Source organism: Streptomyces sp. NPDC023157 (genome assembly GCF_055560575.1).
The window spans coordinates 45,855-69,693 of the sequence record NZ_JBVHIL010000014.1; the positions used below are offsets into that span (position 1 = coordinate 45,855).

Annotated in this window: 15 protein-coding genes and 1 pseudogene; 6 read left to right on the forward strand and 10 right to left on the reverse strand. The window is 70.3% G+C overall.

From position 1 onward, the window contains the following. The first annotated feature begins 146 nt into the window (after positions 1–146). Together ACZ3ZE_RS35290 and ACZ3ZE_RS35295 are read left to right on the forward strand one after the other, a co-directional pair. Complete coding sequence (locus tag ACZ3ZE_RS35290) at positions 147–7,949, forward strand: ricin-type beta-trefoil lectin domain protein (RefSeq protein WP_361630427.1); 7,803 nt, start codon at positions 147–149, stop codon at positions 7,947–7,949. A 126-nt stretch (positions 7,950–8,075) separates the two neighbouring features. Continuing rightward, a complete protein-coding gene (locus ACZ3ZE_RS35295; protein ID WP_363293442.1) occupies positions 8,076–8,633 on the forward strand; it encodes a hypothetical protein in 558 nt (185 codons plus the stop codon). A gap of 140 nt (positions 8,634–8,773) precedes the next feature. On the opposite strand, the gene ACZ3ZE_RS35300 is transcribed toward ACZ3ZE_RS35295, so the two are convergent. The 3 genes from ACZ3ZE_RS35300 to ACZ3ZE_RS35310 form a co-directional block, all read right to left on the reverse strand. Beyond that, complete coding sequence (locus tag ACZ3ZE_RS35300; RefSeq protein ID WP_467261912.1) at positions 8,774–12,004, reverse strand: discoidin domain-containing protein; 3,231 nt, start codon at positions 12,002–12,004, stop codon at positions 8,774–8,776. Positions 12,005–12,162: 158 nt separating this feature from the next. Further along, positions 12,163–12,594 (reverse strand): hypothetical protein, encoded by a 432-nt coding sequence (locus tag ACZ3ZE_RS35305; protein WP_363293184.1) that lies wholly within the window; start codon positions 12,592–12,594, stop codon positions 12,163–12,165. A gap of 247 nt (positions 12,595–12,841) precedes the next feature. Next, positions 12,842–13,522: a class I SAM-dependent methyltransferase gene (locus ACZ3ZE_RS35310; RefSeq protein ID WP_363293183.1), complete on the reverse strand. Its 681-nt coding sequence runs from the start codon at positions 13,520–13,522 to the stop codon at positions 12,842–12,844. Positions 13,523–14,429: 907 nt separating this feature from the next. Here ACZ3ZE_RS35310 and cseB point away from each other — a divergent pair. From cseB to ACZ3ZE_RS35330, 4 genes are all read left to right on the forward strand, one after another. Next, positions 14,430–15,146 carry a two-component system response regulator CseB gene (cseB, locus tag ACZ3ZE_RS35315; RefSeq protein ID WP_442306161.1) on the forward strand — a complete coding sequence of 239 codons (717 nt, stop codon included), beginning with the start codon at positions 14,430–14,432 and terminating at the stop codon, positions 15,144–15,146. A gap of 14 nt (positions 15,147–15,160) precedes the next feature. Continuing rightward, positions 15,161–16,390, forward strand: coding sequence for a sensor histidine kinase (locus tag ACZ3ZE_RS35320; protein WP_467261914.1), 1,230 nt, complete (start codon positions 15,161–15,163; stop codon positions 16,388–16,390). A 394-nt stretch (positions 16,391–16,784) separates the two neighbouring features. Beyond that, a complete protein-coding gene (locus ACZ3ZE_RS35325; RefSeq protein WP_361176323.1) occupies positions 16,785–17,732 on the forward strand; it encodes a D-alanyl-D-alanine carboxypeptidase family protein in 948 nt (315 codons plus the stop codon). 3 nt (positions 17,733–17,735) lie between these two features. Continuing rightward, complete coding sequence (locus ACZ3ZE_RS35330; protein ID WP_467261916.1) at positions 17,736–18,809, forward strand: endonuclease/exonuclease/phosphatase family protein; 1,074 nt, start codon at positions 17,736–17,738, stop codon at positions 18,807–18,809. Between the two features lie 564 nt (positions 18,810–19,373). Here the strand turns inward: ACZ3ZE_RS35330 and ACZ3ZE_RS35335 are convergent. The 7 genes and pseudogenes from ACZ3ZE_RS35335 to ACZ3ZE_RS35365 all read right to left on the reverse strand — a co-directional run bounded on the left by ACZ3ZE_RS35335 (position 19,374) and on the right by ACZ3ZE_RS35365 (position 23,518). Next, the gene (locus ACZ3ZE_RS35335; RefSeq protein ID WP_467261917.1) at positions 19,374–20,180 is read right to left on the reverse strand and encodes a restriction endonuclease; all 807 of its coding nucleotides are present in this window, start codon (positions 20,178–20,180) and stop codon (positions 19,374–19,376) included. 97 nt (positions 20,181–20,277) lie between these two features. Then, on the reverse strand, positions 20,278–20,451 hold the full coding sequence (locus ACZ3ZE_RS35340; RefSeq protein ID WP_361630461.1) for a CsbD family protein: 174 nt from the start codon (positions 20,449–20,451) through the stop codon (positions 20,278–20,280). Between the two features lie 379 nt (positions 20,452–20,830). Further along, a pseudogene (locus ACZ3ZE_RS35345) lies at positions 20,831–21,157 on the reverse strand (NHLP bacteriocin export ABC transporter permease/ATPase subunit); the annotation flags it as partial. Positions 21,158–21,434: 277 nt separating this feature from the next. Continuing rightward, positions 21,435–21,704, reverse strand: a complete 270-nt coding sequence (locus ACZ3ZE_RS35350) for a hypothetical protein (RefSeq protein WP_467261919.1) — start codon at positions 21,702–21,704, stop codon at positions 21,435–21,437. Between the two features lie 55 nt (positions 21,705–21,759). Beyond that, on the reverse strand, positions 21,760–21,948 hold the full coding sequence (locus ACZ3ZE_RS35355; RefSeq protein ID WP_467261921.1) for a hypothetical protein: 189 nt from the start codon (positions 21,946–21,948) through the stop codon (positions 21,760–21,762). A 69-nt stretch (positions 21,949–22,017) separates the two neighbouring features. Further along, positions 22,018–22,389 carry a carboxylate-amine ligase gene (locus ACZ3ZE_RS35360; RefSeq protein WP_467261923.1) on the reverse strand — a complete coding sequence of 124 codons (372 nt, stop codon included), beginning with the start codon at positions 22,387–22,389 and terminating at the stop codon, positions 22,018–22,020. Positions 22,390–22,678: 289 nt separating this feature from the next. Beyond that, a complete protein-coding gene (locus ACZ3ZE_RS35365; RefSeq protein WP_361630480.1) occupies positions 22,679–23,518 on the reverse strand; it encodes a class II glutamine amidotransferase in 840 nt (279 codons plus the stop codon). Positions 23,519–23,839 lie beyond the last annotated feature (321 nt).

A 23,839-nucleotide genomic window follows, 5' to 3' on the forward strand; every position in this document is an offset into this window, starting at 1 on the left:
CATGGCTGGGGCTAGGACGCCCAGCCATGACGGAGCCACAACGACGGCGCTTGCGGCGAAGCCGTGTAGCGACCGTCCTTCTGTTGTCCTCGACACTGACCGTGACAAGCCTGGGCGGGCAGGCGCTCGCCATCCCCGGCCCGGGCATGAGCCGCGAGGAGTCGACCACGCAGGTCGACCTCCCCGACATACCGAAGAGCACAGAGCTCGACGGTGACGCCGAGGCGCAGAAGACGCTGACCACGGCACCCGAGGTCCCGGTCGACAACTACGACCCGAAGGCCACCACCGCGTGGCCGTCGGGCACGGGTAACGCGACTCTGACGGCGGGCACCGCTCCCGGCGCCACGGTCCCGGTCACCAACGGTCTGCCCGTCGCCATCGGTGTACCCGCGGGCACGGACCCGGCCGCCGTCGCCGGTGACTGGCAGGTCGGCCTGGCACCCGCCACCACGTCGCAGGACGCCGGCGTGTCGGGTGTCGTCATGAAGGTGACGCCGCCGGCCACGGTCGACCCGGCCGCCGAGGTCGCGCTCACCGTCGACACCACCGGCTTCGCCGACCTCTACGGCCCGAACGCCGCCGAGCGTTTCGGCCTGATGCTGCTCCCGGAGTGCGTCTACTCGTCCCCGACCACGGGCGACTGCGCGGACGACGGCGGCACGACCCCGATGTCCGGCAACGACGACGCGTCCGGTGACGCCGAGCGCCTGCGCTCCACGGTGAAGACCGTGGCGGCGAAGGACGCGCCGACGAAGTCGACGGCGGCGAAGAACGCGAAGACCCGCCAGATCGTCACCGGCACGGTCCCGGTCTCCAGCCTGCTCGGCGAGGGCTTCGTGCCGCAGCCGACCAAGGCCTCGCTGCGCGACGGCGTCCAGCCGGCCGCGAACGCGGCCGGGGGCTCGGCGGTCGGTCTGCTCGACACCGGTTCCTCGGTGTCCGGTGACTTCACGGCCTCGCCGCTGCTGTCCGCCGGCTCCTGGTCCTCGGGCTCCTCGTCGGGTGCGTTCACGTACGGCTACCAGGTGCAGGTCCCGGAGACCGCCGGCGGTCTCATGCCGAAGGTGAACCTCTCCTACTCCTCGCAGTCGGTGGACGGCCGTACGTCGTCGTCGAACAACCAGGCCTCCTGGATCGGTGACGGCTGGGACTACAACGCGGGCTCCATCACGCGTACGTACAACAACTGCCGCCAGGACTCGAAGAAGGCCGGCTCCAACAACGCCACCCACAAGACGGCGGACCTCTGCTGGGGCTCGGACAACGCCACCCTCTCCCTCGGCGGCACGACCACCGAGCTGGTGTGGGACGCGACCCAGGGCAAGTGGTTCACGGCGAACGGCGACGGCTCGAAGGTCGAGCGTGTCACCGGCCAGGCCACGGGCAACGGTGCGAAGGACGGTGAGTACTGGGTCGTCACGACGAAGGACGGCATCCGCTACCACTTCGGCCTGAACAAGCTGCCGGGCTGGTCCGACAACGGCACCGCCGCCGACGACCCGACCACGGACTCCGTCCTGACGGTCCCGGTCTTCGGCAACCACGCGGGTGAGCCCTGCTACAAGGGCTCGACGACCGAGGACTGGAAGAACTCCTCCTGCACCCAGGGCTGGCGCTGGGGCCTCGACTACGTCGAGGACATCCACGGCAACGCCATGTCGCTGTGGTGGAAGAAGGACCAGAACTACTACGCCAAGAACTTCAACTTCAAGGCGCCGGTCATCTATGACCGCGACGGCTACCTGTCGCACATCTACTACGGCCAGCGCAAGGACTCGATCTTCTCCGCCACCGCCCCGGCCCGCGTCGGGTTCACGGTCGCGGAGCGCTGCTACAAGGTCGGCACGGTCGACTGCACCGAGGACAACTTCAAGTCGAAGGACCCGGGCAACTACCGTCCCTGGTTCGACACCCCCGCCGACCTCCGCTGCGAGTCCGGCAAGAAGTGCTGGAACGCCGGTCCGTCGTTCTGGACGCGCAAGCGCCTCGACAAGATCACGACCTCGGCTCAGCGCCGTACCGACACCACGGCCCGTCAGGTCGTGGACGAGTACCAGCTGAAGCAGTCGTTCGCCGAGCTGAAGACGGGCCCGAACACGGCCCTGTGGCTGGAGTCCATCAGCCGTACCGGCTACGCCCGCAACGGCACCACCGACGCCAGCGTCTCGCTCAATCCGGTGCGCTTCGAGCCCAACGTCGAGGACATGCCGAACCGCGTGAAGGCGGTCAACCCGCAGCGCCCCGGCTTCTCGCGCCTGCGCATCGCGCGTGTCATCAACGAATACGGCGGCGAGACCGTCGTCACGTACAAGCCGATCGAGGGCAAGTGCCTCTCGGGCGCCGGTCTGCCGTCGAAGACGGACACCGCCGGCCTGAAGGCCAACAGCGAGCTCTGCTACCCGTCGTTCTGGAACCCGGACCCCGAGGTCGAGGACATCGACTGGTTCCACAAGTACGTGGTCCAGTCGATCGAGGAGCTCCCGAACGTCGACGGCGCGTACGCCACCAAGACGGCGTACGAGTACAAGAACCCGGCCTGGAAGCTGGCCGAGTCCGAGTTCACCAAGAAGTCGACCCGCACCTACTCGCAGTTCGCGGGCGCGGAGCAGACCACCGTCATCACGGGCGCCGAAGACCCGGCCATCGGCAGCAAGCAGTCCAAGTCGGTGAACCGGTTCTTCCGGGGCATGGGTGACACCGTCCCGGTCAAGGACGTCCACGGCAACGTGCTCAAGGCGTCGGACGGCTCGACCGTCTACGACCGTGAGGCCTTCGCCGGCCGGATCTCCGAAGAGCTGACCTACACCAACCCGACCGACGCGGACACCGACTGGCTGAGCCGGAGCGTCACGGTTCTGGAGGCCACGCAGCTGGCCAAGCGGGATCGCGACGACGGTCTGTCCCCTCTGCGTTCCTGGCGCGTCACCGAGCCCGAGGAGGTCGCCTACACCAAGTCCTCGGGCACGAACACGGACGACCCGCGCAACGTACGCGAAGTCCGGACGAAGACGACGTACGAGTCGACGTACGGTCTGCCCACGCAGGTGGAGGTCCTCGGCGACATCGGCAAGACCGGTGACGAGTCCTGCACCAAGCTGGAGTACCTGCACCAGACCGCCAAGAACCTCATCGGTCTGTCCAAGCAGGTCCTCGCCTCGCCGACCACGTGTGCCAACGCCAACTGGGCCGATCTGACGACCCTGAGCGGCGCTGCCCGTACCGCGTACGACAACACGGCCTACGGCACCGCCATCGCCGCTACCACGCGCGGTCTCGCCACCGAGACCTGGTCGCTGAACGGCGCCGGCAACGCCTTCCAGAGCAGCGGCACGACCGGCTTCGACGCCATCGGCCGTGTGACCAGCGTGACGGATCCGGACGGCAAGGTCAGCGCGACCACCTTCGACCCACCGACCGGTCAGGTCTTCAAGGTCACCCAGACCAACCCGCTCGGTCACACCCAGGTGCAGGAGCTCGAGCCGGGTCGCGCGACCACGCTGAAGTCGACCGACGCCAACGGTTACGTGAGCGAGGCGAAGTTCGACCCGCTGGGCCGTCTCGCCGAGGCATGGGCCCCGGGCCGCACCCCGACCGAGGGCGCCGTGCCGGACTTCCGCGCCGAGTACACGATCCCGAAGCCGGAGACCGACCCGAGCGACTCGACCCGTGAGATCCGCAAGCCTCCTTACGTCACGAGCTACGCCCGTGGCTACGAGGACCGGGTCGACACCTCCGTCACGCTGTACGACGGCCTCGGCCGTGAGCGCCAGTCCCTGGAGGAGGCCGACGGCAAGACCGGCTACCTCGTCACCGACACGCTGTACAACAGCTCCGGTGAGGTGTGGCAGACCAACAACGCCTACCTGACCAAGGAGGCGAAGCCGGGCGAGCTCTTCACCCCGCTCGCCGACACGGCCATACCCAACATCACCCGCTACACCTACGACGGCCTCGGCCGCGTCCTGACCGAGACCCCGTACATGAAGTACGTGGACCCGGTCACCAAGGAGGCCTCCTCCAAGGCGTACCCGGAGCGGGCCACCCGCTACGAGTACGGCCAGGACTGGTCCAAGGTCATCCCCCCGCAGGGCGACTCGTCCTACCGCGTCTGGACCGACGCGACGGGCCGCACGGTCCGTACGGACACGTTCAACCCGGCGGCGCCCGGTGGCTTCACGTCGACGCGTTACGAATACGACGTTCGCGGCCAGCTGGTAAAGGGCACAGCCTCCGCTGACCCGACGCACCCGTGGACGTGGACGTACGACAACAAGGGACGGGTGCTGACGGCGACCGACCCGGACGCCGGCACGACCCGCAACGACTACGATTCCCGCGGCCGGCTGCTCACACTCACCAATGCCCGCGGCGTCAAGATCTGGAACAGCTACGACGAGCTGTCACGGCCGAAGCAGCAGCGCCTGAACGACGCCAACGGCACCCTGCTGGCGGACTTCACCTACGACACCGCTCCGGGCGGCAAGGGCATGCCCGCCACCGCCACGCGCTACACGGACGGCCTGGCGTACACGCAGAAGGTCAACGGCTTCACGAAGGACTACCAGCCGACCTCGACCACGATGTCGCTGCCGCAGTCGATCGCCGACACGTGGGGCTTCGCGAAGGACTACACCTACAGCTCCTCCTACTCCGACACCGGAGCGCTGGAGGAGACCAACCTTCCGGCGGTCGGCAACCTCGCCGCCGAGAAGCTGGTCGTCCGCTACAACAAGGACGGCAAGCCGCTCTCCCTCTCCGGTAAGGACTGGTACGGCTCGGAGACCGTCTACTCGCCGTACGGCCAGGTCCTGCGCTCGACCCTGGGCTCCCAGCCCTACCGGGTCTGGACGCAGAACTCGTACGACGAGGGCAGCGGTGAGCTGAAGGAGCAGGGGGTCTACCGGGAGAAGAACGACGCCTCCCTGGTCGGCGGCAACCTGGTCTCGAACCGGGGCTACACCTACGACCCGGCCGGCAACGTCACCTCGATCCAGGAGAAGTCCCTCGGGATCGAGGAGCGCCAGTGCTTCCTGTACGACCCGGTCGGTCAGCTGAAGAAGGCCTGGACCGACAAGAACCAGGACACCTGCTCGGCGGACCCGAAGAACGCCGACGGCACGCTGAACGTGGCGGCCGGCAAGGACAACTCGGGCTACTGGCAGGAATACGAGTACGACCTTCTCGGCAACCGCTCCAAGCTGACCGAGAAGGACCTCTCGGGCGCCACCGCCAAGGACGCCACCAGCACGTACGCGTACGGCAAGGGTGCCGCCAAGGACCAGCCGCACACACTCACCAAGGTGACGAAGACCTACACCACCCCCGCGGGTGCGCAGGTCACGGCCGAGGCGGAGCGTCTGTACGAGCTGACCGGTGAGACCAAGTCGGTCACGTCGATCCAGAACGGCGACAAGCAGGACCTGAGCTGGACGTACGACGGCAAGGTCGACCGGATCACCGGCCAGGGCTCGAACGGCAAGACCCCGTACGTCGGTCTCGGCCAGAAGTGCATCGACCTGAAGTCGGGTCTCGCGGCTGCCGGCCAGCCGGTGTGGCTGTACGGCTGCAACGCCACGGTGGCGCAGGCCTGGCACTTCGACCCGGCCCCGGGCCAGGCGGACGCCAACCTGGGCACGATGGAGGTCTACGACACCTGGTGCCTCCAGCCGGCGGCCAACACCGCGGGCTCGGCGGTCCAGATCCAGAAGTGCAACGGCACCACCGCGCAGCAGCTCAAGCGCAACGCCTCCGGCCAGCTGATCCACCCGGCCTCCGGCAACCTGTGCCTCGCGGTGCAGGGCGCGGCGAACGTCAACCAGACGCCGATCGTGCTCGCCACCTGTGACGCCGCTTCCACGGCCCAGCAGTGGCTGCCGCAGAACGACACCCGTCACATCTACGGCCCCGACGGCAACCGCCTGCTGACCATCCAGGGCAAGCAGGCCACGCTCAACCTGGGCGAGGCCCAGGTCACCGTCCAGCAGGGCGGCATCCTGGTCCGCACCGAGCGCACCTACACGGCTCCGGGTGGCGCGGTCATGCGCTACACCAACGGCACCGGCGGTGAGACCCTGGTCGCCCAGACCTCGGATCACCAGAACAGTGCGTACACCGAGGTCGGCCTCTACAGCGGCATGCCGGTCCGGGTCCGCAAGCAGGACCCGTTCGGCAACCAGCGCGGCGCCGACACCGCGGGCCAGAACGTTCAGAGCCACAAGGGTTTCCTGGGCATGACCCGGGACGACGCCTCCGGCTTCCAGCCGCTGGGCGCCCGTCTCTACGACCCGGCCGTCGGACGCTTCCTGTCCGCCGACCCGCTGATGGACCTGAACGACCCGCAGCAGGCCAACGGGTACGTGTACGCGCACAACAACCCGGTGACGTACTCGGATCCGACCGGTCTGTCCATCGTCCTGACCGCCTCCGAGCGGGCCGCGGCCCTCGCCGGCGCGGGTCTGTCCGCGGCGCAGGTCGCGCAGGCCGAGGCCATGCAGGGCAAGTCCCTCACCTCCGTCATCCTGGCCGTGGCCTGGGAGACGCTGAAGGACTTCATCGGCATCAACGACGCCATGGCCTGCTTCGGCGGTGACATGTGGTCCTGCGGCAGCATCATCCTCGACGCCATTCCGTGGACGAAGCTCGGCAAGATCCCGTCGGTCCTGAAGGCCATCAACCGCACCATCGACGCCATCCAGGCGTTCAAGGCCGCCAAGAAGGCCGCCGAGGCCGTCCTCAAGGCCGCGAAGGCGGCCGAAGAGGCAGCCTTGAGAGCCAAGAAGGCCGCCATCGAGAAGGCCAAGAGAGAGGCTGCGCAGAGAGCGAAGAAGAAGGCCGCGGAGGAGGCCAAACGAAAGGCCGACGCGGCAGCCGCCGCGAAGCGGAAGACGGGTAACCCCGTCCAGAAGAAGTCCCAGGCCAAGGCTGCCCCGAAGGCATCCTCCCAGCCCAAGGGCTCCGGCGGCGGCAAGGGCTCCGGCGGCAAGGTCAGCACCAGCAAGCCCGGTGGCTCCTCCGGCGGTTCCTCCCGGAACAGCGGCGGCTCCAGCGGCAGCGGTGGCTCCGGCAAGGCCGGCTGCAACAGCTTCGTGCCCGGCACGAAGGTGCTGATGGCCGACGGCTCCACCAAGCCGATCGAGAAGGTCAGGAACGGCGACAAGGTCCTCGCGACCGACCCGAAGACCGGGGAAACCCGTGTCGAGACGGTCACGGCCGAGATCAAGGGCCAGGGCCTCAAGCACCTGGTCAAGGTCACGATCGACACCGACGGCAGGGCCGGCTCGAAGACGGCCACGATCACGGCGACCGCCGGCCACCCGGTCTGGGTCCCCGAGCTGGGTCGTTGGCTCAAGGCCACCGACCTGAAGTCGGGCCAGTGGCTCCAGACCAGCGCCGGAACGTACGTCCAGATCACGTCCGTACAGCGTTGGACCGCCCCCTCGGCGACCGTCCACAACCTGACCGTCAGCGAAGTCCACACGTACTACGCGCTGGCGGGGGCGACCTCGCTCCTCGTTCACAACGACTCCTGCCCGACGGGCGATCGCGGTGACGGGGTCGAGAACAAGGCGACCAGCGAGTACCACCCGGACGAGCACTACGAGAACGCCTCGATCCAGGACCGGGCGCAGGACATGTCCGACCTGGGTGAGTTCTTCTCCGTCCCTGACGAGATCCACGAGCTCGTGGCCATGTTCCGGGCCAATCCCAACATGGCTCCGCGGGACACTCCGGGTGGTGGGATCGACATCTTCAACGGGATGGACCTCAATGACCGTCAGCGGAGGTTCTGGGGTTCCTGGGTGAACAACGCGACGATCTACTGGAACTACCGGCCGAGCAACCAGACAAGGATCATGGTCAACAACACGACCGGTGAGATCGCCTGGTTCCCGATCAAGCGGAGCGGCGGGCACAACTACGGCTCTCCGCACCTCTACAGGTGGTAAGAGGCGAGAGCCCCTTCACCTGGTAGTAGATTAGAAAGAAGCAGTGCACGGCCCCCTGGGGCCGTGCACTGCTTCGTCCATGTGTCCTTGGATTTCATCCGAGGGACTTTCGAAAGGTTTTGAGCAATGGACCACGCTGGGCGACTCACCCCCGCTGGACTGGTCTTCCTGGGGCTGGTGGACCCGGCAAGTCCCCTCATCCCGCCGACGCTCGCCAACGCGGCCACGGGATATGCCCCCCCATCAGGGGGATGGCGGAGGTCGGTCGTCGAAAGAGATGCCCCGGATTTCGTCGCCACGGCGAACAAGGGCTGGTTCGACCTTTCCCGCGAGGGGGGTCTTTTCGGGGACGACCGGGAGTTCCTGGTCGCCGTCGAGGTCCAGGGCGGCGACTTCTGGTGGGCGCGCGTCAGGCTGGACGAATCCTGGGATGTCGTGGGTGCGGGATCCGCCGATGCTCTCGGCATTGGTTTCGGTGCGCCGGAGTTCGTCATGCTGTCGGTTTCCGGAGATGTCATCGTCGCCGGCCGGACGGGGGATTCGTCGGTCGGTACTGTCCTGGTGACCGGATTCTCGGACGTCGTCGGCCTTTGCGAACACGCGGAGTGGAAAGCGGGCTGGCAGGGGACGCCGCAGCAGGAGAAGGCGGCCATCCGGAGATGGCTTGAGGCCATCGGCCGCTGAACCCCACGAGCCCGGAGGCGCCCCCAGCAGTGGGTGCTTGATCCGCTGGTGAGGGTGGGACCGACCGGGGTCCCACCGCTGGTCCCCGGCCCCGGCGCATCGCCGGGGCCGGGGCCAGGGCCGTCATGACGATCCGGACGTCAGCTGACGCCGATCTCGCCGAGTTGCATGTAGTAATCACCGAACTGGTCGGCGCTGAGCTTGGTGCCGGTGATCTTCACGTAGCGGGCCTTGGTCCGCGCGAACGAGAAGGTCTGGGGGCCGGCACCCGGCCTCGCGTGGTCGTGCTCGTCGGCGACTGTGGTCCAGGTGGTGTTGTCGGCGGAGACCTGGACGGTGAAGTCGACGGGGAAGCCGAGGCCGGTGTTCACGCCGTCGGTGCGGGGGGTGAGCCGGACCTGGCTGATCAGGCTCGGTCCCTGGAGGTCGACGGTGATCGACTCGTTGGCCGTCGGCGTGGGCGACTTGAGGCTGCTCCAGCCCATCGAGTAGCCCTGCGCCGAGTTCCGTACGCCGTCGGTGGCGGCGGTGCGCTTCCAGCCCGAGCCCTCGATCGAACTTGATGTGTTCACCGGCTGGTTGGCGGCCAGTTCGTCGCCGGCGGCCTCGATCTCGGCGAGCTGCAGGTGGTAGTTGCCGTGCGGGTCCTGGCGCAGCTTCGTCCCGGTGACCTTGACGTAGCGCACATCGGTCGGCGCGAACGGGAAGGTCTGGGCGGACGCGTCCGGTCGCGGGCGGCCGTGCTCGTCGGCGACGGTGGTCCAGGTGGTGTTGTCGGCGGAGACCTGGACGGTGAAGTCGACGGGGAAGCCGAGGCCGGTGTTGGCGCCGTCGGCGCGGCCGAAGAGGTCCAGGCGGCCGATCCGGCGGGCTGTGCCGAGGTCCACGGTCACCGACTCGGGGTGGTCGACGGACAGGTTGTCGATGCTGCTCCAGCCCATGGTGCCGGTGGGCAGGGAGCGGCGGCCGTCGGTGAGGGCGTTCCTGCTCCAGCCGTCGTCCTCGTAGCTGCTGGAGGCGGTGACGGCGGCGCCCTCGGCGGGGTTGGTGCCGGGGTTGAGTCGTACGTTGTCGAACCGGGCACTCGCCCCGCCGGTCGCGAGGCCGACGTTGCCGACGGGGTAGCTCTGGTCGGTGAGGGAGAGCAGCTGCGTCGCGCCCGCGTACACCGTGAGGGTGGAGCCGCGGGTGACGGTCCGCAGGGTGACCGTCTGGCCGGGGCTGTAGCCGGGCACCTGCGCCTTGGCGAGGGTGACGCCGCTGCGCTGGACGAAGACCTCGCCGTTGTCGCGCAGGGCCACCAGATAGCCGGTCTGACGGTCGGTGGGGTTCTGGCTGTGGACGGTCAGGCCGGCCCAGTTGGTGTTGCCGCCGTCGGCGTTGACGCCGGTGATCCGGACGTCGACGGAGGCGGCGACGTCGCCGTAGGCCCGCCCGGCCACCGCGGAGACCGTGTCCCAGTTGGCGGCGGTGTCGCTCTGCGCGTACGCCTGGTCGCCGGTGACCGCCCAGGAACCGCGAGTGTGCCGCCACTCGCTGTCGGCACCGGAGGAGAAGGCGTCGGCGAACGGGTAGGAGGCGTCGGCGCCCTGGGTGGTGAGCGCGTCCAGGATCTGCTTGTGGCGGTGGTCGAGTTCCGCGCCCGAGGTGGTGGTCTCGGTGGTGTTCGTGATCAGGGACGAGGTGAGAGCCCGGGCCAGGACCGGCTTGACGGCGGCGAGCTGGTGGAGCAGCTCGTAGTCCTGGATGCCGGCCAGCAGCGCCTCGCTGCGCATGCTGTCGAAGACGTCGAGGGCGTCCTTGTTCGGGCGCACCAGGAACGGGTCCCCGTTGGTCCAGCCGTCGAACGTGTCGATGTGGTCGTAGCGGGTCGCGGGGCTGCCCACCGGCCAGGTCCAGATGTTCCAGCCCCAGTGCAGGGCTCCGTTGCCGCCGACCGCCGACACCATCCACGGTGTCAGACGGGAGTCGGAGAGCGGGTAGCTGATGAAGCGGTTGAGGTGCCGGTCCTGCGGGCCGTTGCAGTAGTAGAGCCAGAGATCCTTGCCGGCGAGGCGCTGGCTCTGGTAGTAGCCGGCGTTCTCGTCGTAGTGATCGTTGGCGAGCGGCGTGATGGTGCCGAGGACGTCGTCCAGGGCGGGTACGGCCTCGTGGTGCGCCTCGTTCGACTGCCCCTGGGGGAAGTACGCGTGGAAGCGCTCGTAGAGCCAGCGCGCGGCGGAGACCTGGGTCTGGTCGGCGCGGTAGGGCTCGTCGACCGCGCTCATATAGAACACGTCGCTCCACCGGCGGCCGGGTGCGCAGGTCGGCCCCGCGTCCAGGCACTTGGAGTCGAGGTGGGCCTTCAGCGCCGGGAGCACCGTGTCGAGGTACGCGGTGGCCTCGGGCGTGCCGGGTGTCAGATAGTTCATCTTCACCCCGCCCTTGCCGTCGCTGACGAGCGCCTCGACCTTGCGGCCGGCGTCCTCGATGAGGGTGGGGGTGTAGATGTACTGGAGTGCCCCGGAGTCCTGGAAGAGCTGGACGAAGCGGTCGAAGTTCGTCCAGGTGAACGTGTACTTGCCGTTCACGAGCGTGGTGTCCGGAATGGACAGGGCCTGGAAGTCCGCGTAGATGACGTTGTTGCGGTGCTTGGCGTGGTTCTTGGCGAAGTTCCCCATGAGCGTCCACCACTCGGGGGAGAAGGCCGCGACGCCGTACTGGTCGGGGATGGACGTCGCCGTCCACTGGTAGTCCCAGCCTACCGAGGTGAACCAGTTGTTCATACGGAACGTCGAGCGGTTCGTCGGGGGCAACTCGGTGTCGTACACCGTCACGGACACCGGGACATCCACCGGACCGGCCGAACTCTGCACGGTGGCCCTGCCGGTGTAGGTGCCGGGCGCCTGCCCGGTGGGCACCGCCACGCTGTAGTGGTAGGGCTGCGTCGTGTTCGGCGCCAGCTGGTAGGGGGCGTTGCCGACGAGCGCGTCGTAGTAGCTCGTGCCGCCGTTCGGCGGCTCCTGCTGGCGTCCGGTCTGGACCTTCGCGATGTTCGGGTGGTTGTACTCACGGTTCACGGTGATCCGGGAGGACGGGATCACGGCTCCGTCCGGCCCGGCGAGGTCGCTCGCCTGCACCGACACGCCACTCAGCGTCTCGCCCGAGCGGACGACGACCTGGGCGGCCTGGACCTCGTTGCGCGCCGCGAACAGCGTGACCGCGTTCGTCGGCCGTTGAGGGGCGGGCGACGACGAGAAGACGTGGTCGGCCCCGCTCGCGACCCAAACGGACGGCTGTGTCGCGGCGGCGGCCTGCGTTGGGGCGACGACGGACGTGAGCAGCAGGCAGGCGACTGCCGTGACTGATGCTCTTATGGATATCTGTCTCACAATGTCCTTTTGGGAATTCATCCTGATCTGCGCACGGCGGATCCGTGGCACGGCCAGTCATACCTCACGGCGGCATGAGCATGGCAACTGGCTCGGCGAGTGGGCAGACAGGGATGCCAGACGACACCTGACGTACAGCCAGGCCGTCGGTCAGCAGGTCATTCGTCGAGAGTCGTGGAATCCGACAGGTGTGGCACGACCACGACCTGTACGTCGTCCTCGTAGACGATCCGCCCTGGATCCGCGGAACGCAGCACCCGGCAGTCGACGCCGTGAGCGGCCAGAATCTCCAGATAGCCGGGGACCCGAGCGAGGAGATGTGCGGCCGACGGCTTGAACCAGGCCGCGGCGCCAGGGTTGATCGCGTCGTCGTAGACGGTGGGGTCAACGGTCGAGGGGGCGGTGTAGGCCGCGTCGTACCAGCTGTTGTTGGTGCGGCGGAAGGATTCCTGTCGGTCCGAGAGCCTGCCCTCCCGCGCCAGGTTGTTCACGAGCCCGAAGACGCCGGTGAAGTGGCCCCTGCTGTTCCGGTGAGGCGACTGGAACCGTACGTACTGGACGGTCTCGCCGTCGCTGCCGATCGTCCCCATCGGGCCATCCTCCCACTCTCCCCATGCCGAGATCAGGGGCGCCGTGCCGCGTCCGGCGGCGCGCCGAGCCACTCGCCGACGCCCTCGCCCGTCGCCCGCTCACGGGCCGCCGAGCTGGACATCCCGTCGATCGGTGTGGTCGCCCGCCTCAGCGCCCTGCCCGTTCCAAGGCCGCCCCCGCAGCCCGTTTTCGGTGGCTCGGTCATCCAGTCTTGCCAGATGCCGGACCTGCTGTGAGCGGAGGGGCTCAGCTCAGCCGTCGCGCACGCAGCACCAGGTCGTCGGTATGGTGCGCGCCGGCGCCGCCGTCGGGTGCCACGCGTGGTCGCTGCTCGTTCACCTCCACCTTCCAGTCGGCGGTGAGCAGGGCGGTGACCATCGAGGGCCAGACGTAGTCAGCCGGGTCGAAGCCGCTGTCGTGCGCCGGCTGGGTGTCCATCCCCGCGTGGTGTACGAGCAGCAATACACCGCCGGGCGCGACGGCCGCGAGCAGCGCTCGCTCGGCTGCGGCGTCGGGGGTGCGCAGCAGGGCGGGATACTGCGCGGAGACCAGGTCGAAGGAGGCCGGCGGGAGCGCCGCCTCCGTCAGCGCGGCGTGTACCCAGCGAACGCCGACGCCTGCGTCCCGCGCGTGCCCGGCCGCCCGCTCCAGTGCCACGCCCGAGACCTCGAGCGCGGTCACGTCCCAGCCGCCGCGCGCGAGCCAGACGGCGTCCGCGCCCTCGCCGCAGCCGACGTCGAGCACCCGCCCGGGCGTGAGCCCGGCGACCTCGGCCACGAGCGCACCGTTGGGCTGGCCGCTCCACAGCTGCTGTCGGTCGGCGTATCGGTTGTCCCACTCCGCCCGGACCGCGGGGTCTCCGAGGTATTCGTCACCGGGCAAGGAAGTGTCAGACGCGGGCGATCCCGGCGTGATGTTGTCGGTCATGGCCCCAACGTCACCCGTCATGGCCCGGTCACGCCACTCCTGTTGCCGCTCCGGCAAAACGGCCGTCCAAGGGGCCAAGCAACAGCTGCCCCTTCCCAACGAAGTTTCACGAGACTCAGCGAAGTTTGACCGCAGGCGGATCCGCCGTCAGCGGCGCAGCGTTCGCTGATCGGGCCACGTGCGAGGGTGGCGGCCATGCCACAGCTTGGTCACGGCCTCCGATCCTTCAGATTCGCGTTCTGGCTCGCTCCAACGAGCTTCGCGGCATGCCTGGAAACAGGTGGCTCGGCACTGGAGCACGCTCTGGCGGATGAGGCGACGCTCTGCGGCATTCCTCGACGCCAGGTGAGGGTCTACCGGCATCTGTTCGACGCGAAGAGGTCCGGGACGTGCTCGGACTGCCGGGCGAGAGCAGTCGAGGCCTCGCCCGGGGCCTGAGCTAGGGCTTTCCTGGCGAGCGGAACGAGTGGGACCGGTCCGCAAGGACGACATCGGGTCGCGTTCGTGGACGTCCGCCTGGGCGAGCACGGTTCGGAGGATCCGTTGCCAGGTAGCGTCCACGGCCCACCTGATCAGGCGTTTGTGAGCGGTCTGGAACGAGCCGAGCTCGTCCGGCAGCCCCGGGCGGCGAGAGCGAGCCGGAGAAGCCGGTCGACGTGCGGATGCCCGTGGCGTCCTTCGAGGCCGACGACGGCCAGCGGGTCACCCACTGGGCGGGCACCGAGGATCTGGCGGTGCGTCCGGAGACCCAGTCCTGACGCGTCTGAGGGCGCCCGGGCGCGGGGAACGGCGGGGTCGGGTCCGGTTTGACGCGGACCAGCCCCCCCCGCAGGTGGGGAGGCTCTGGCGTCCGCCGGAGGTGGGGCATGATGGGAGGCCCGCCGATCACCCCCGATGGATGCGACGCATGCTCCTGCCTGAATCCGAGCCCACCCCCGTGACGATCCTGCTCGTCGAGGACGACGAGGTGATCCGTAAGTCCGTCGCGATGGCGCTGGAACGTTACGGCTACCGCATGACCGTCGCCGGCGACGGACTGACCGGACTCGAACTCTTCCGCGAGGGACAGCACGACCTGCTGCTGCTCGACGTCATGCTGCCGGCCCTGGACGGCATCGGGCTCTGCCGCCGGATCAGGGAGACCAGCACCGCCCCGATCCTCATGATGTCCGCGCGCGGCGACGCCCTCGACGTGGTCTCCGGGCTGGAGGCGGGGGCCGACGACTACGTGGTCAAGCCCGTCGACACCGCCGTCCTGGTCGCCCGCATCCGCTCCCTGCTCCGCCGGGCCTCGGCCGCCGCCCCGCCGCCCGCCGGCTCCGGCGCTCCGGACCCGGCCGGACTGCTCGCCTTCGGAGACCTGACCATCGACCCCGCCGCCCTCGAAGTGCGCCGGGACGGGCAGGAGATCGCCCTGGCCCCGACCGAACTGCGGCTGCTCCTGGAGTTCTCCGCCCACCCCGGGATCGTGCTCGACCGCCAGAGCCTGCTGCGCAACGTCTGGGACTACGGCTGGGACGGCGACACGCGGGTCGTCGACCTCTGTGTCCAGCGGCTGCGCCGGAAGATCGGAGCCGACCGCATCGAGACGGTCCGGGGCTTCGGCTACAAGCTGCGGCGCTGAGGGAGGAGCTCCGGATGACCCCCGTACGCGCGCTGCTCAACCTCCGGTCCCTGCGCTGGAAGATCGTTCTCCTCGTCAGCCTCGCCTGCACCGCCATGGCCCTCACGGTCGGCGTGCTCGTCCACGAGTCGACCCTGCGGCGGTCGATGCACGAGGGCGCGGGCAAGGCGCTGGCCGCCCTCGAGCCCGTCGTACGGGAGGGCACCACGACCCAGCCCGGCGCACTCCCCGACGCCCTGCTGCGGCAGGTCGAACGCGACGGCACCGCCACCCTGTACGAGAACCGGCCCCCGGCCCCCGTCTTCTGGGCCGCGCGGACGCAGGACGGGCAGCTCTACGCGACCAAGGTCGACATGACCGCCGACCTGCTCACCCGGCAGGCCCTGGACCGGCACATGTGGAAGTACTCGCTGCTCACCCTCGGCATCGTCGTCCCCGTCACGGCCCTCGCCACCGAACTGCCGGCACGACGGCTGCGCCGGGTGGCCCGCACGGCACGCCGCATCACCGCGGGCGATCTGGACGCCCGTACCGAGACGAGCCGTGGCGGCGTCGACGAGATCGGGGAGATCGGGGCCGTCGTCGACTCCATGGCCGACAGCCTGCAGCAGCGCATCGCGACCGAACAGCGCTTCACCGCAGACGTCGCCCACGAACTGCGCACCCCGCTGATGGGCCTGGTCACCTCGGCCGGACTGTTGCCCGAGGGCGAGGTCACCGACATGGTCAGGAACCGGATCGGGGTGCTGCGGGACCTGATCGAGGACCTGCTGGAGATCTCCCGGCTCGACGCCGGGGCCGAGGAGCCCCGGTTCCGGCCGGTGGTCCTCGCCGAGCTCGTCCGGGAGTCGGTGGCGCGGACCGGGACGACGGCCCGGGTGACCGCCGACGACTCGGCGGTGGCCGCCACCGATCCGCGGCGGCTGGACCGGATCATCGCCAACCTCGCCGTCAACGCCCACCGCCACGGCGCGGGCCCCGTGGAGATCACCGTTTCCGGCCGGACGATCACGGTCCGGGACCACGGCCCAGGCTTCCCGGCGGACCTCCTGGCCGACGGTCCCCAGCGGTTCCGGACGGGCAGCGCCGAACGTGGCCGCGGGCACGGCCTGGGCCTGACGATCGCGAGCGGCCAGGCGGCCGTGATCGGCGCGGCGCTGTCCTTCGCGAACCATCCCGAGGACGGGGGAGCGGTGGCGACGCTGCGCCTGCCGGCGGAAGGCACCGGCACGTCCGGCACGTAGGCGTCGTGCGGGGAGCCCGGCCGGCCCGTTGCCGTGGCGGGTGGCGGCGGCTGGTGACCGGAGACGGGTGGTCTGCAGGGCCATGGCCGCGAGGAGCCCGCCACCGAAGCACCGGTCGAGGAGCCGACCGCCGCGGCCCAGGGCCCCGCCCGAGCTGCGCCCGAGCCCCGAGCCCCGACCCGGGGCCCGACCCGGGCCCCGACCCGGGCCCTGGCCCCCGCCCGCGGCCCCGGCCCTGGCCCCGAGCCTCTGGCCTCGCCCACCGATACACGCTCGATACACGACCGACGCGTTCCCGAGCCCCCGTGAAGGCCTCGCCTCCGCCGTCCGGACACACCGGACCCGCAGCCTGACTGCCATACCGATTCCGTACGGCAGCCCCGGAGGTAGCCCGATGTCCCTTACCCCCTCGCACCGCAACCGCGTCGCGGGCGGCGCGCTGGCCCTGCTCCTCCTGACCGGCCTGGGCGTCGCCGTGGCCGGGACGGGGGACGGTTCGGCCACGGTGCCGTACCCAGACGGCGGGCGGGCCCGGGTCGTCGTCGACGACGGGGCGCTCCCGTGGCCGAAGGGCGGGCAGACCGCGGTCGCCCTCGAAGGGTCCGGCCCGGTCGGCACCCGGGGCGACGGGCGACCCGTGCCCATCGCGAGCCTGACGAAGGTGATGACCGCGCACGTCATCCTGGAGGGGCACCCGCTGAAGCCGGGCGAGTCGGGACCGATGATCGAGGTGGACCGCCAGGCCGCGTACGAGGTGGGCGTCGGCGGCGAGTCCACGGTGCCGCTCCAGGCCGGCCGACGGTACTCCCAACGCCAGCTGCTGGAGATGCTGTTGATCCCGTCGGGGAACAACGTCGCGCGGCTGCTGGCCCGGTGGGACTCCGGGACCCAGGAGGCCTTCGCGGAGAAGATGCAGCGCGCCGCCGGCAGGCTGGGCATGAAGGACTCGACGTACACCGGGGCGAGCGGCATCGAGGTCACCACCACGAGCACCGCGGCGGACCAGCTCGCCCTGGCCCGGAAGGCGATGAGGAACGCCGTCTTCCGGGAGATCGTGGGCACCCGGTCCGTGACCGTTCCCGGCGTCGGCCCGATCACCAACACCAACCCGCTCCTGGACACCCCGGGCGTCGTCGGTATCAAGACCGGCTCCAGCACCCCGGCGGGCGGCAATCTGCTGTGGGCCTGCGAGGTGCGCGTCGGCGGCGCGACCCGCCTGCTCGTCGGCGCGGTGCTGCACCAGCGGGCGGACACCACGCCCGCCGAGGGCCTCCGGGAGGCCGTCGACGGCAGCCGCCGCCTGATCACGGGGCTCCGCGACAGCCTGACCCGGGAGGGCTGAACCATGACGGCCACCATCCGTCCGGCGGACGCCCCGGAAGCAGCGAGGGACCAGGAGGCGCCGCGGGACGCGGAGACTCGCCCGCCACGCACGGCACAGGAAGGACACCGGGGGCACCGGGGACGCCGGGGCAGGGGCCCCGCGCTCTCCGCCGCCCTGCTCGCCCTCGGCATCGCACTCGCCGGCCACGGGGGTCTGCCCGACCTCCCCGGCCATCTCAGCAGCCTGGCCGAGACCGTGTTGCCGTGGTCGGCTCTCGCGATCCCCGTGCTCGCGGCCCCGGCGCTGCTGCGCCGATCACGGACGGCGACGGCGGCCCTGATCCTGCCGGTGGGCGCCTGGCTGACGGTCTTCGCGGGCACCCTCGCCGACAAGTCGGCGCCCGGCGGGGACCTCACCGTCGTCAGCCACAACGTCAACCAGGACAACCCGGACCCGCAAGGCACCGCGCGGAGCCTGATCGCCTCCGGGGCCGACATCGTCGCGCTCCAGGAACTCTCCCCGGACACCGCGCCCGCCTACGAACGTGCGCTGGCCGCCTCGTACCCCCACCATTTCTACGAGGGCACGGTCGGTCTGTGGAGCACCCGCCCGCTGCGGGACGCGCGGGCCGTGCCGATCATGCCGTGGACCCGGGCCCTGCGCGCCACGGCCGACACCCCCGGGGGCCCGGTGGCCGTGTATGTCGCCCACCTCCCGTCCGTCCGGGTCGGAGCGACCGGTTTCACCTCGGGCACGCGTGATGAGGCCGCCGGGCTCCTGGCGGGATTCCTGCGGGCCGAGCGCTCCCCGCGCGTCCTCGTCATGGGCGATTTCAACGGTTCCACCGACGACCGGGGCCTGCGCCCGCTCACCGCCGGCATGGCGTCGGCCCAGTCGACGTCCGGCGAGGGCTTCGGCCTCACCTGGCCGGCGGGCCTCCCGCTCGTGCGGATCGACCAGATCCTCCTCAAGGGAGCGCGGGCCACCGGGTCGTGGATCCTGCCCGCGACGGCGAGCGACCACCTCCCCGTCGCGGCCCGAGTCGACCTCGGGCCCGGCCCGGCCGATCCGCAAGGCTCCGGCCCTGCCGGCTGACCGGGCCGGGTGCCGCGCGGCTGGCGCGGAAAGTGCTACGGCGAGGGGACGGCGACCGACGGCTTCCCGGCGGCCGCCTCGGCCTTCGGGGCCCGTTGCCGCTGGTGTCGGGCAGCTCGCGCCGGACGATGTCCTCGCCGGAGGGCTTGTCGACATCACTGTCGAGCTCGGCGTCGGGCCGGTGCTCGCCATCGAGTACGACGGCGCTTACTGGCATGCGGACAGGCATGAGGTCGACGTCGAGAAGTCCCAGGACCTGCTCGCCGCCGGATACATCGTTGCCGCCTGCGTGAACACCCCCTGGCCGGACTGCCGATCGATGATCGGCCTATGCGGAGTTCACCGTCCACGCGATAGCCCCCACGCCCGACGCGACGATCGGGCGCGCGTCAGGCAGTGGGCCATGAGTCGCCTGTTCGACGCTCCGTGAGCCGGCTCCGTTGCGGTGCACAACCGCCCATGACGGCCACTGATCCGGCTGTCCTACTGCCGCCCCTCGCCTCCGTCACGGTGCGACCTGGCTCGCCTCCTTGCTGCCTTGGGGCGCACTCGCCGCGGCCGACGTCACCCGGTGGCTGCTTCCGTCTCCGGCTCTGCTCGCTCTCCCGGCTCGGGGGAGAGGGCGTACCAGGGGGCTGGCGCCTCGGATGCGGTCCACGCGGACAGGGCGGGCCCGTCGACGCAGAGGATCCCGCTCGAGGCCGCGTAGTCGAGGGCGGGTTCGGTGAACGAACTGGTCGTCACCAGGACCGCCACATCCGCCTCGTGCACGCTCCAGCAGGTGCCGCCGAAGCGCTGGAGGTCCGGCGAACCGACGCGGTGGTCCGGCGCGTACCGCTTGCACTGGATCACGACCCGCAGGCCGTCGGCCGTGGTCGCCAACACGTCGGCACCCAGATCGCCCGCACCGCCGACCACCTTCACCGATGCGCAGCCGTCCCGGGCGCAGAGCGCCGCCACGGTGTGCTCGAACTCGTACGGGTCGGCGGCGGCGTGGTCCAACGCCTCCTCGTCCACGACGGGTGCTGCGGCCGGTGCGCCTTTCGCGACCGGCTCGAGAACCTCCACGCCCATGGCCCCCGTGGCCGCCGCGTGCCTGCGGCCCCGGCCCCGCAGACCGGGGCCTCGCCGCGACCCGCCCCGCACGGGCGTGATGCCCCACCGGGCCATCGCCACCCCGGCACCGAGCACCAGGAGCAGCACGATCAGCATGACGGGCGGGTGGACACCCGCGGCCCGCACCGTTCTGAGGAACAGTGCCGCCCCGCCGGCGACCACTCCCGCGAGTCCCACGGCGAGCACCACGTCCCGCCCGAAGGTCGTCCGACCCCCCTGGGCCGTGCCCCTCTCCCTGCCACCGCTCGCGGTCATGCGTGGCCCCCCTTCCCCGGTTCGTGTGACGTCTCGACCGAAGCGCGGTCCCGACCCCGGACACGGGGCGGGACCGCGCCATAGCGCGCGTCTCGGGTCAGCTCTTGAAGACGTCCTTGACCTTCTCCACGGCCTCCCGCGTGTGACCGCGCCTCTTCTCGGTGCGCCCCCGCTCCGTCAGACGCTCCTCGCCCGTGGCGCGACCGGCCCACTCCTTCAGTGCACCCTTGACCTGCTCACCCTTGGCACGCGCCTTCTCACTGCTGGACATGAGGAAATCCCTTCGAGTGAACGACAACGGTTGCAAAGCCGCCTGACCACGAACGCGCCGCCGAAACATCCCCTTCCTGGGGCTGCTGTGTGAGGAGGCGGGTGAGTCCTTCCGGGACAGCCTGTCGGCTCCATCGGCTCTCCCGGGACTGGACCGCCCCCCGACCAGGACCATCGCCTACGTGGCCACGGCCCGCGCCGGGCTTGCGTACGATCCGGACCCGAACACGCCCGTGGCCGTGCCCTTCGGCTATGTCATCGGTGACTACGATCCCCGGCGTCCTGAAACGTTGAGCGAGGACCCCGTGACGGGGATCTTCGGTGGATTCCCTAATACTGGCCTTCTCCGCCCCCGCAGCGGGTGCCGGCCTGTGGACGTTCCGCCGGCCCACCAGGGGGCCGCGGTTCTCCCGCCACCAGCGGCCGCGCAGGCCGACGGCGCGGGTGCGCACGCGGGAGGCGAGCGCGATCCGCTCCACGTGATCGGACTCGTCCTGACCCGAGGCCTGTCCGGTGGCCTCGACCGGCTCCGCGGATTCCGGCCCCTGGGCGCGCTCGCGCTCCTCGATCCAGTCGTCGAGGGCATACAGGAGCCGGTCCTGCTGCTCGACCATGCCCTGCCACAGCACCGCCTCGACGAGCAGGTCGTACGCGGGGCCGTAGCCGACGCTGCCGGGCGCGACGTGCATCCACACGATGTCGTCATCCGCCGCGTACTACGCGTCCGGCCCGCCGGGCCCGGTGCCGACAGATACTTGCGGACCGTCTTCCGGTCCAGACCGGTCTCCCGGGTCACCTCCGACAGGCTGATCGCTCCGGATTCCAACAGACTCCGGAAGCACCGCAGTTCCAACCAGCGTCGCGGGTCCAGGACCACCGTCGACCGCCTTCCGCCGCCTCTCACCGACCAAGCAGCAGAGTGCCGAGCAGTAGGTCTCAGCGCATCAACAACTGTCCCTTTCATCCTTACGCGGGTGGGGACGTTCACGTGTACGCCGACAGCACGGTAGGAAGGGTGGGCGCGTACGGCGGGTCGACCGTCACGAGGTCGAGCCGTTCCCCGGCGGCCGGCGTCGTGAGGTCGCCGCGGAAGACCCTGATCCGGCAGCCGTGCAGCACCGCGTTGAACCGTGCCGTCGCCGCGGAGGCGCGGGATATGGCGACCGCGGTCGCCTCGGCTCCCCCACGGGCGGCGGCGAGGGGAGGGCCCCGTCCCGGTGCACAGCCGGCCGGTCCCCCTTCTGCACGGATCATTCCTGTCGTCCCTACGCCGAACGGGAGGCCAGGGACGGCGCCCCTGGCCGCTGCCTCATGGGAACGTGCCGGCCCCGGTCACCAGGTCGATCAGCCCCGCCAACCCCGCCTCAGCGAGAGCACGGCGCTGGCGGTCCGCCGGGATGCCGGCCTGCAGGAGCCGGTGGACGAGACCGCTGACGTCCCGAAGGTCGCCCGCTTCCTCCAGGGCCGGTGTGATGTGCCGCAGGAGGGCGTACAGCACGTCGCCGCTGCGCTGCGGGCAGCCGAGCGGGTCCAGGAGTGTCCCGTTCAGTCCGTGCCGTGCCGCGTGTCAGTTCGCCGCCTGCGTCAACTCCGGCGCCGCGACCGGAAGGGGCGTGCCCGCCTTCTCCTCGGCTATCGCCGTGGCCACCAGCGCCCGGACGATGCCGGCGAGCATGACGGCCCCGTCGGCCCGCAGCTGGACGTCGAGGCATCGCACCTCGACGGTGGGGTAGTGGTCGGACAGCCGTGCCTGCCAGTAGACCTGCCGCCGGTCGGCGATCACCCCCGACGTGACCAGCTCCCCGAGGCGGTCCTCGTAGTCGCGCGGTCCGTCGAAGTGGGGCGGCGGGCCGCTCACGGGCCAACGGCCGAACACGATGGTGCGCCAGCTCGCGAACCCGGTGTCCCGTCCGTCCCACAGGGGCGAGTTCGCGGACATGGCCAGCAGCGCCGGGAGCCACCCTCTGATCCGGTTGAGCACCGCGACGCGTGGGATCGTCCACCCCGACGTGCACGTGCATGCCCCTCCGCGAACGGTCCGAGGCCCGGCGCACGGCGCACCTCCGACACCGCGGGAGCCGGGACGGCCGTCACCGGATCCACCAGCAGATACTCTTCCTCAACGCCTACGGTGAGCACGTCCATGCGGCTACCCGCACATGTCGCGGTCATCCGCGCTCGATCGTCCTTGCCGTCGTCGGTCCGCTACGAGGGCGGGCCCCCGGTCCTCACGGGTGGACGGGGAGGAACGGAAGGTAGTCGGCTTCCGACGGGGAGGGGATCACCGCGTAGCTGGCCTCGGGCAGTTCGTTCCACACACCGGGCAGGTCGCCGAGGGGCTCGGAGACCACGAGGCGGGTGTCGTCGGAGATCTTCTTGAGGTAGTCCAACTCGGGGTGGAGGCGCCGGACGGTGTCGGCCCTGGTGCTGTAGAAGAGCGATCGGGCCCTTCCCCCGCTGGAGTAGCGGAAGGCCCACACCCGCTCGCCGTCGCTCACGGCCACCGTCATCTGGAGGGGGTCCAGGACGCCGTGCTCCTTGCCGAGCCGCTCGACGAGTCCCGCCATGCGCGCCACCGCGCCCGGGACGTCCTGGTCGAGACCGAGGGTGATGGCCAGGTAGAACATCACCTCGGAGTCCGTCGACCCCTCGATGGAGGAGAAGAGCGCCGGGTCGACGGCCATGCAGAGGTCGCGTTGCAGTCGGGGGAAGTCCGCGATGGCTCCGTTGTGCATCCACAGCCAGCGGCCGTGGCGGAACGGATGGCAGTTCGTCTGCTGGATCGCGGAGCCGGTGGAGGCGCGGACGTGCGCGAAGAACAGGCGGGAGCGGACGTGCGCGGCGAGCTCGCGCAGGTTGCGGTTGTTCCATGCCGGTCCCACGTCACGGAAGACCGCCGGCGTTCCGTCGCCGTCCGGGCTGTACCAGCCGACCCCGAAGCCGTCGCCGTTGGTCGACTCGACGCCCATCCTCGCGTGGAGGCTCTGGTTGATCAGCGAGTGCTCGGGGCGGTAGAGCACGGCGTCGAGCAGGAGCGGTGAACCCGAGTACGCCAGCCAGCGACACATGCGCACCATCCCTTTCGAGGACTCCTCCGAGTCTGCGGCGGTGGGGCTTCGCCTCGTTCGGGGCTGGCCCGTCCGACCGGCCCCGACCCGACCGACCGCCGCCTCGGCCGCCCCGCTGAGCGGCGCTTCTGCCGTGTCACGCCGCTCGACAGGCGCCTGCCCGTGCCGCCGCGCGCCAATCACCCCTCCTTCGGCCGCGCCGTGTGGCGCACGACGGTGCCGGACGTCACATGAGCCGGTGCTCGCAGGTATGACCGCCCTGGCCCCGGGTGCCCGCCACCCGCCATGAAGGCGACCATCAGTCTTTGTATGCGCAATCCA

Coding starts and splice junctions, on each gene's coding strand:
- ACZ3ZE_RS35290 (WP_361630427.1), top strand. CDS start 147: ATGAGCCGCGAGGAGTCGACCACGCAGGTCGACCTCCCCGACATACCG.
- ACZ3ZE_RS35295 (WP_363293442.1), top strand. CDS start 8,076: ATGGACCACGCTGGGCGACTCACCCCCGCTGGACTGGTCTTCCTGGGG.
- ACZ3ZE_RS35305 (WP_363293184.1), bottom strand. CDS start 12,594: ATGGGGACGATCGGCAGCGACGGCGAGACCGTCCAGTACGTACGGTTC.
- ACZ3ZE_RS35310 (WP_363293183.1), bottom strand. CDS start 13,522: ATGACCGACAACATCACGCCGGGATCGCCCGCGTCTGACACTTCCTTG.
- cseB (WP_442306161.1), top strand. CDS start 14,430: ATGCTCCTGCCTGAATCCGAGCCCACCCCCGTGACGATCCTGCTCGTC.
- ACZ3ZE_RS35320 (WP_467261914.1), top strand. CDS start 15,161: ATGACCCCCGTACGCGCGCTGCTCAACCTCCGGTCCCTGCGCTGGAAG.
- ACZ3ZE_RS35325 (WP_361176323.1), top strand. CDS start 16,785: ATGTCCCTTACCCCCTCGCACCGCAACCGCGTCGCGGGCGGCGCGCTG.
- ACZ3ZE_RS35330 (WP_467261916.1), top strand. CDS start 17,736: ATGACGGCCACCATCCGTCCGGCGGACGCCCCGGAAGCAGCGAGGGAC.
- ACZ3ZE_RS35335 (WP_467261917.1), bottom strand. CDS start 20,180: ATGACCGCGAGCGGTGGCAGGGAGAGGGGCACGGCCCAGGGGGGTCGG.
- ACZ3ZE_RS35340 (WP_361630461.1), bottom strand. CDS start 20,451: ATGTCCAGCAGTGAGAAGGCGCGTGCCAAGGGTGAGCAGGTCAAGGGT.
- ACZ3ZE_RS35350 (WP_467261919.1), bottom strand. CDS start 21,704: ATGATCCGTGCAGAAGGGGGACCGGCCGGCTGTGCACCGGGACGGGGC.
- ACZ3ZE_RS35360 (WP_467261923.1), bottom strand. CDS start 22,389: ATGTCCGCGAACTCGCCCCTGTGGGACGGACGGGACACCGGGTTCGCG.
- ACZ3ZE_RS35365 (WP_361630480.1), bottom strand. CDS start 23,518: ATGTGTCGCTGGCTGGCGTACTCGGGTTCACCGCTCCTGCTCGACGCC.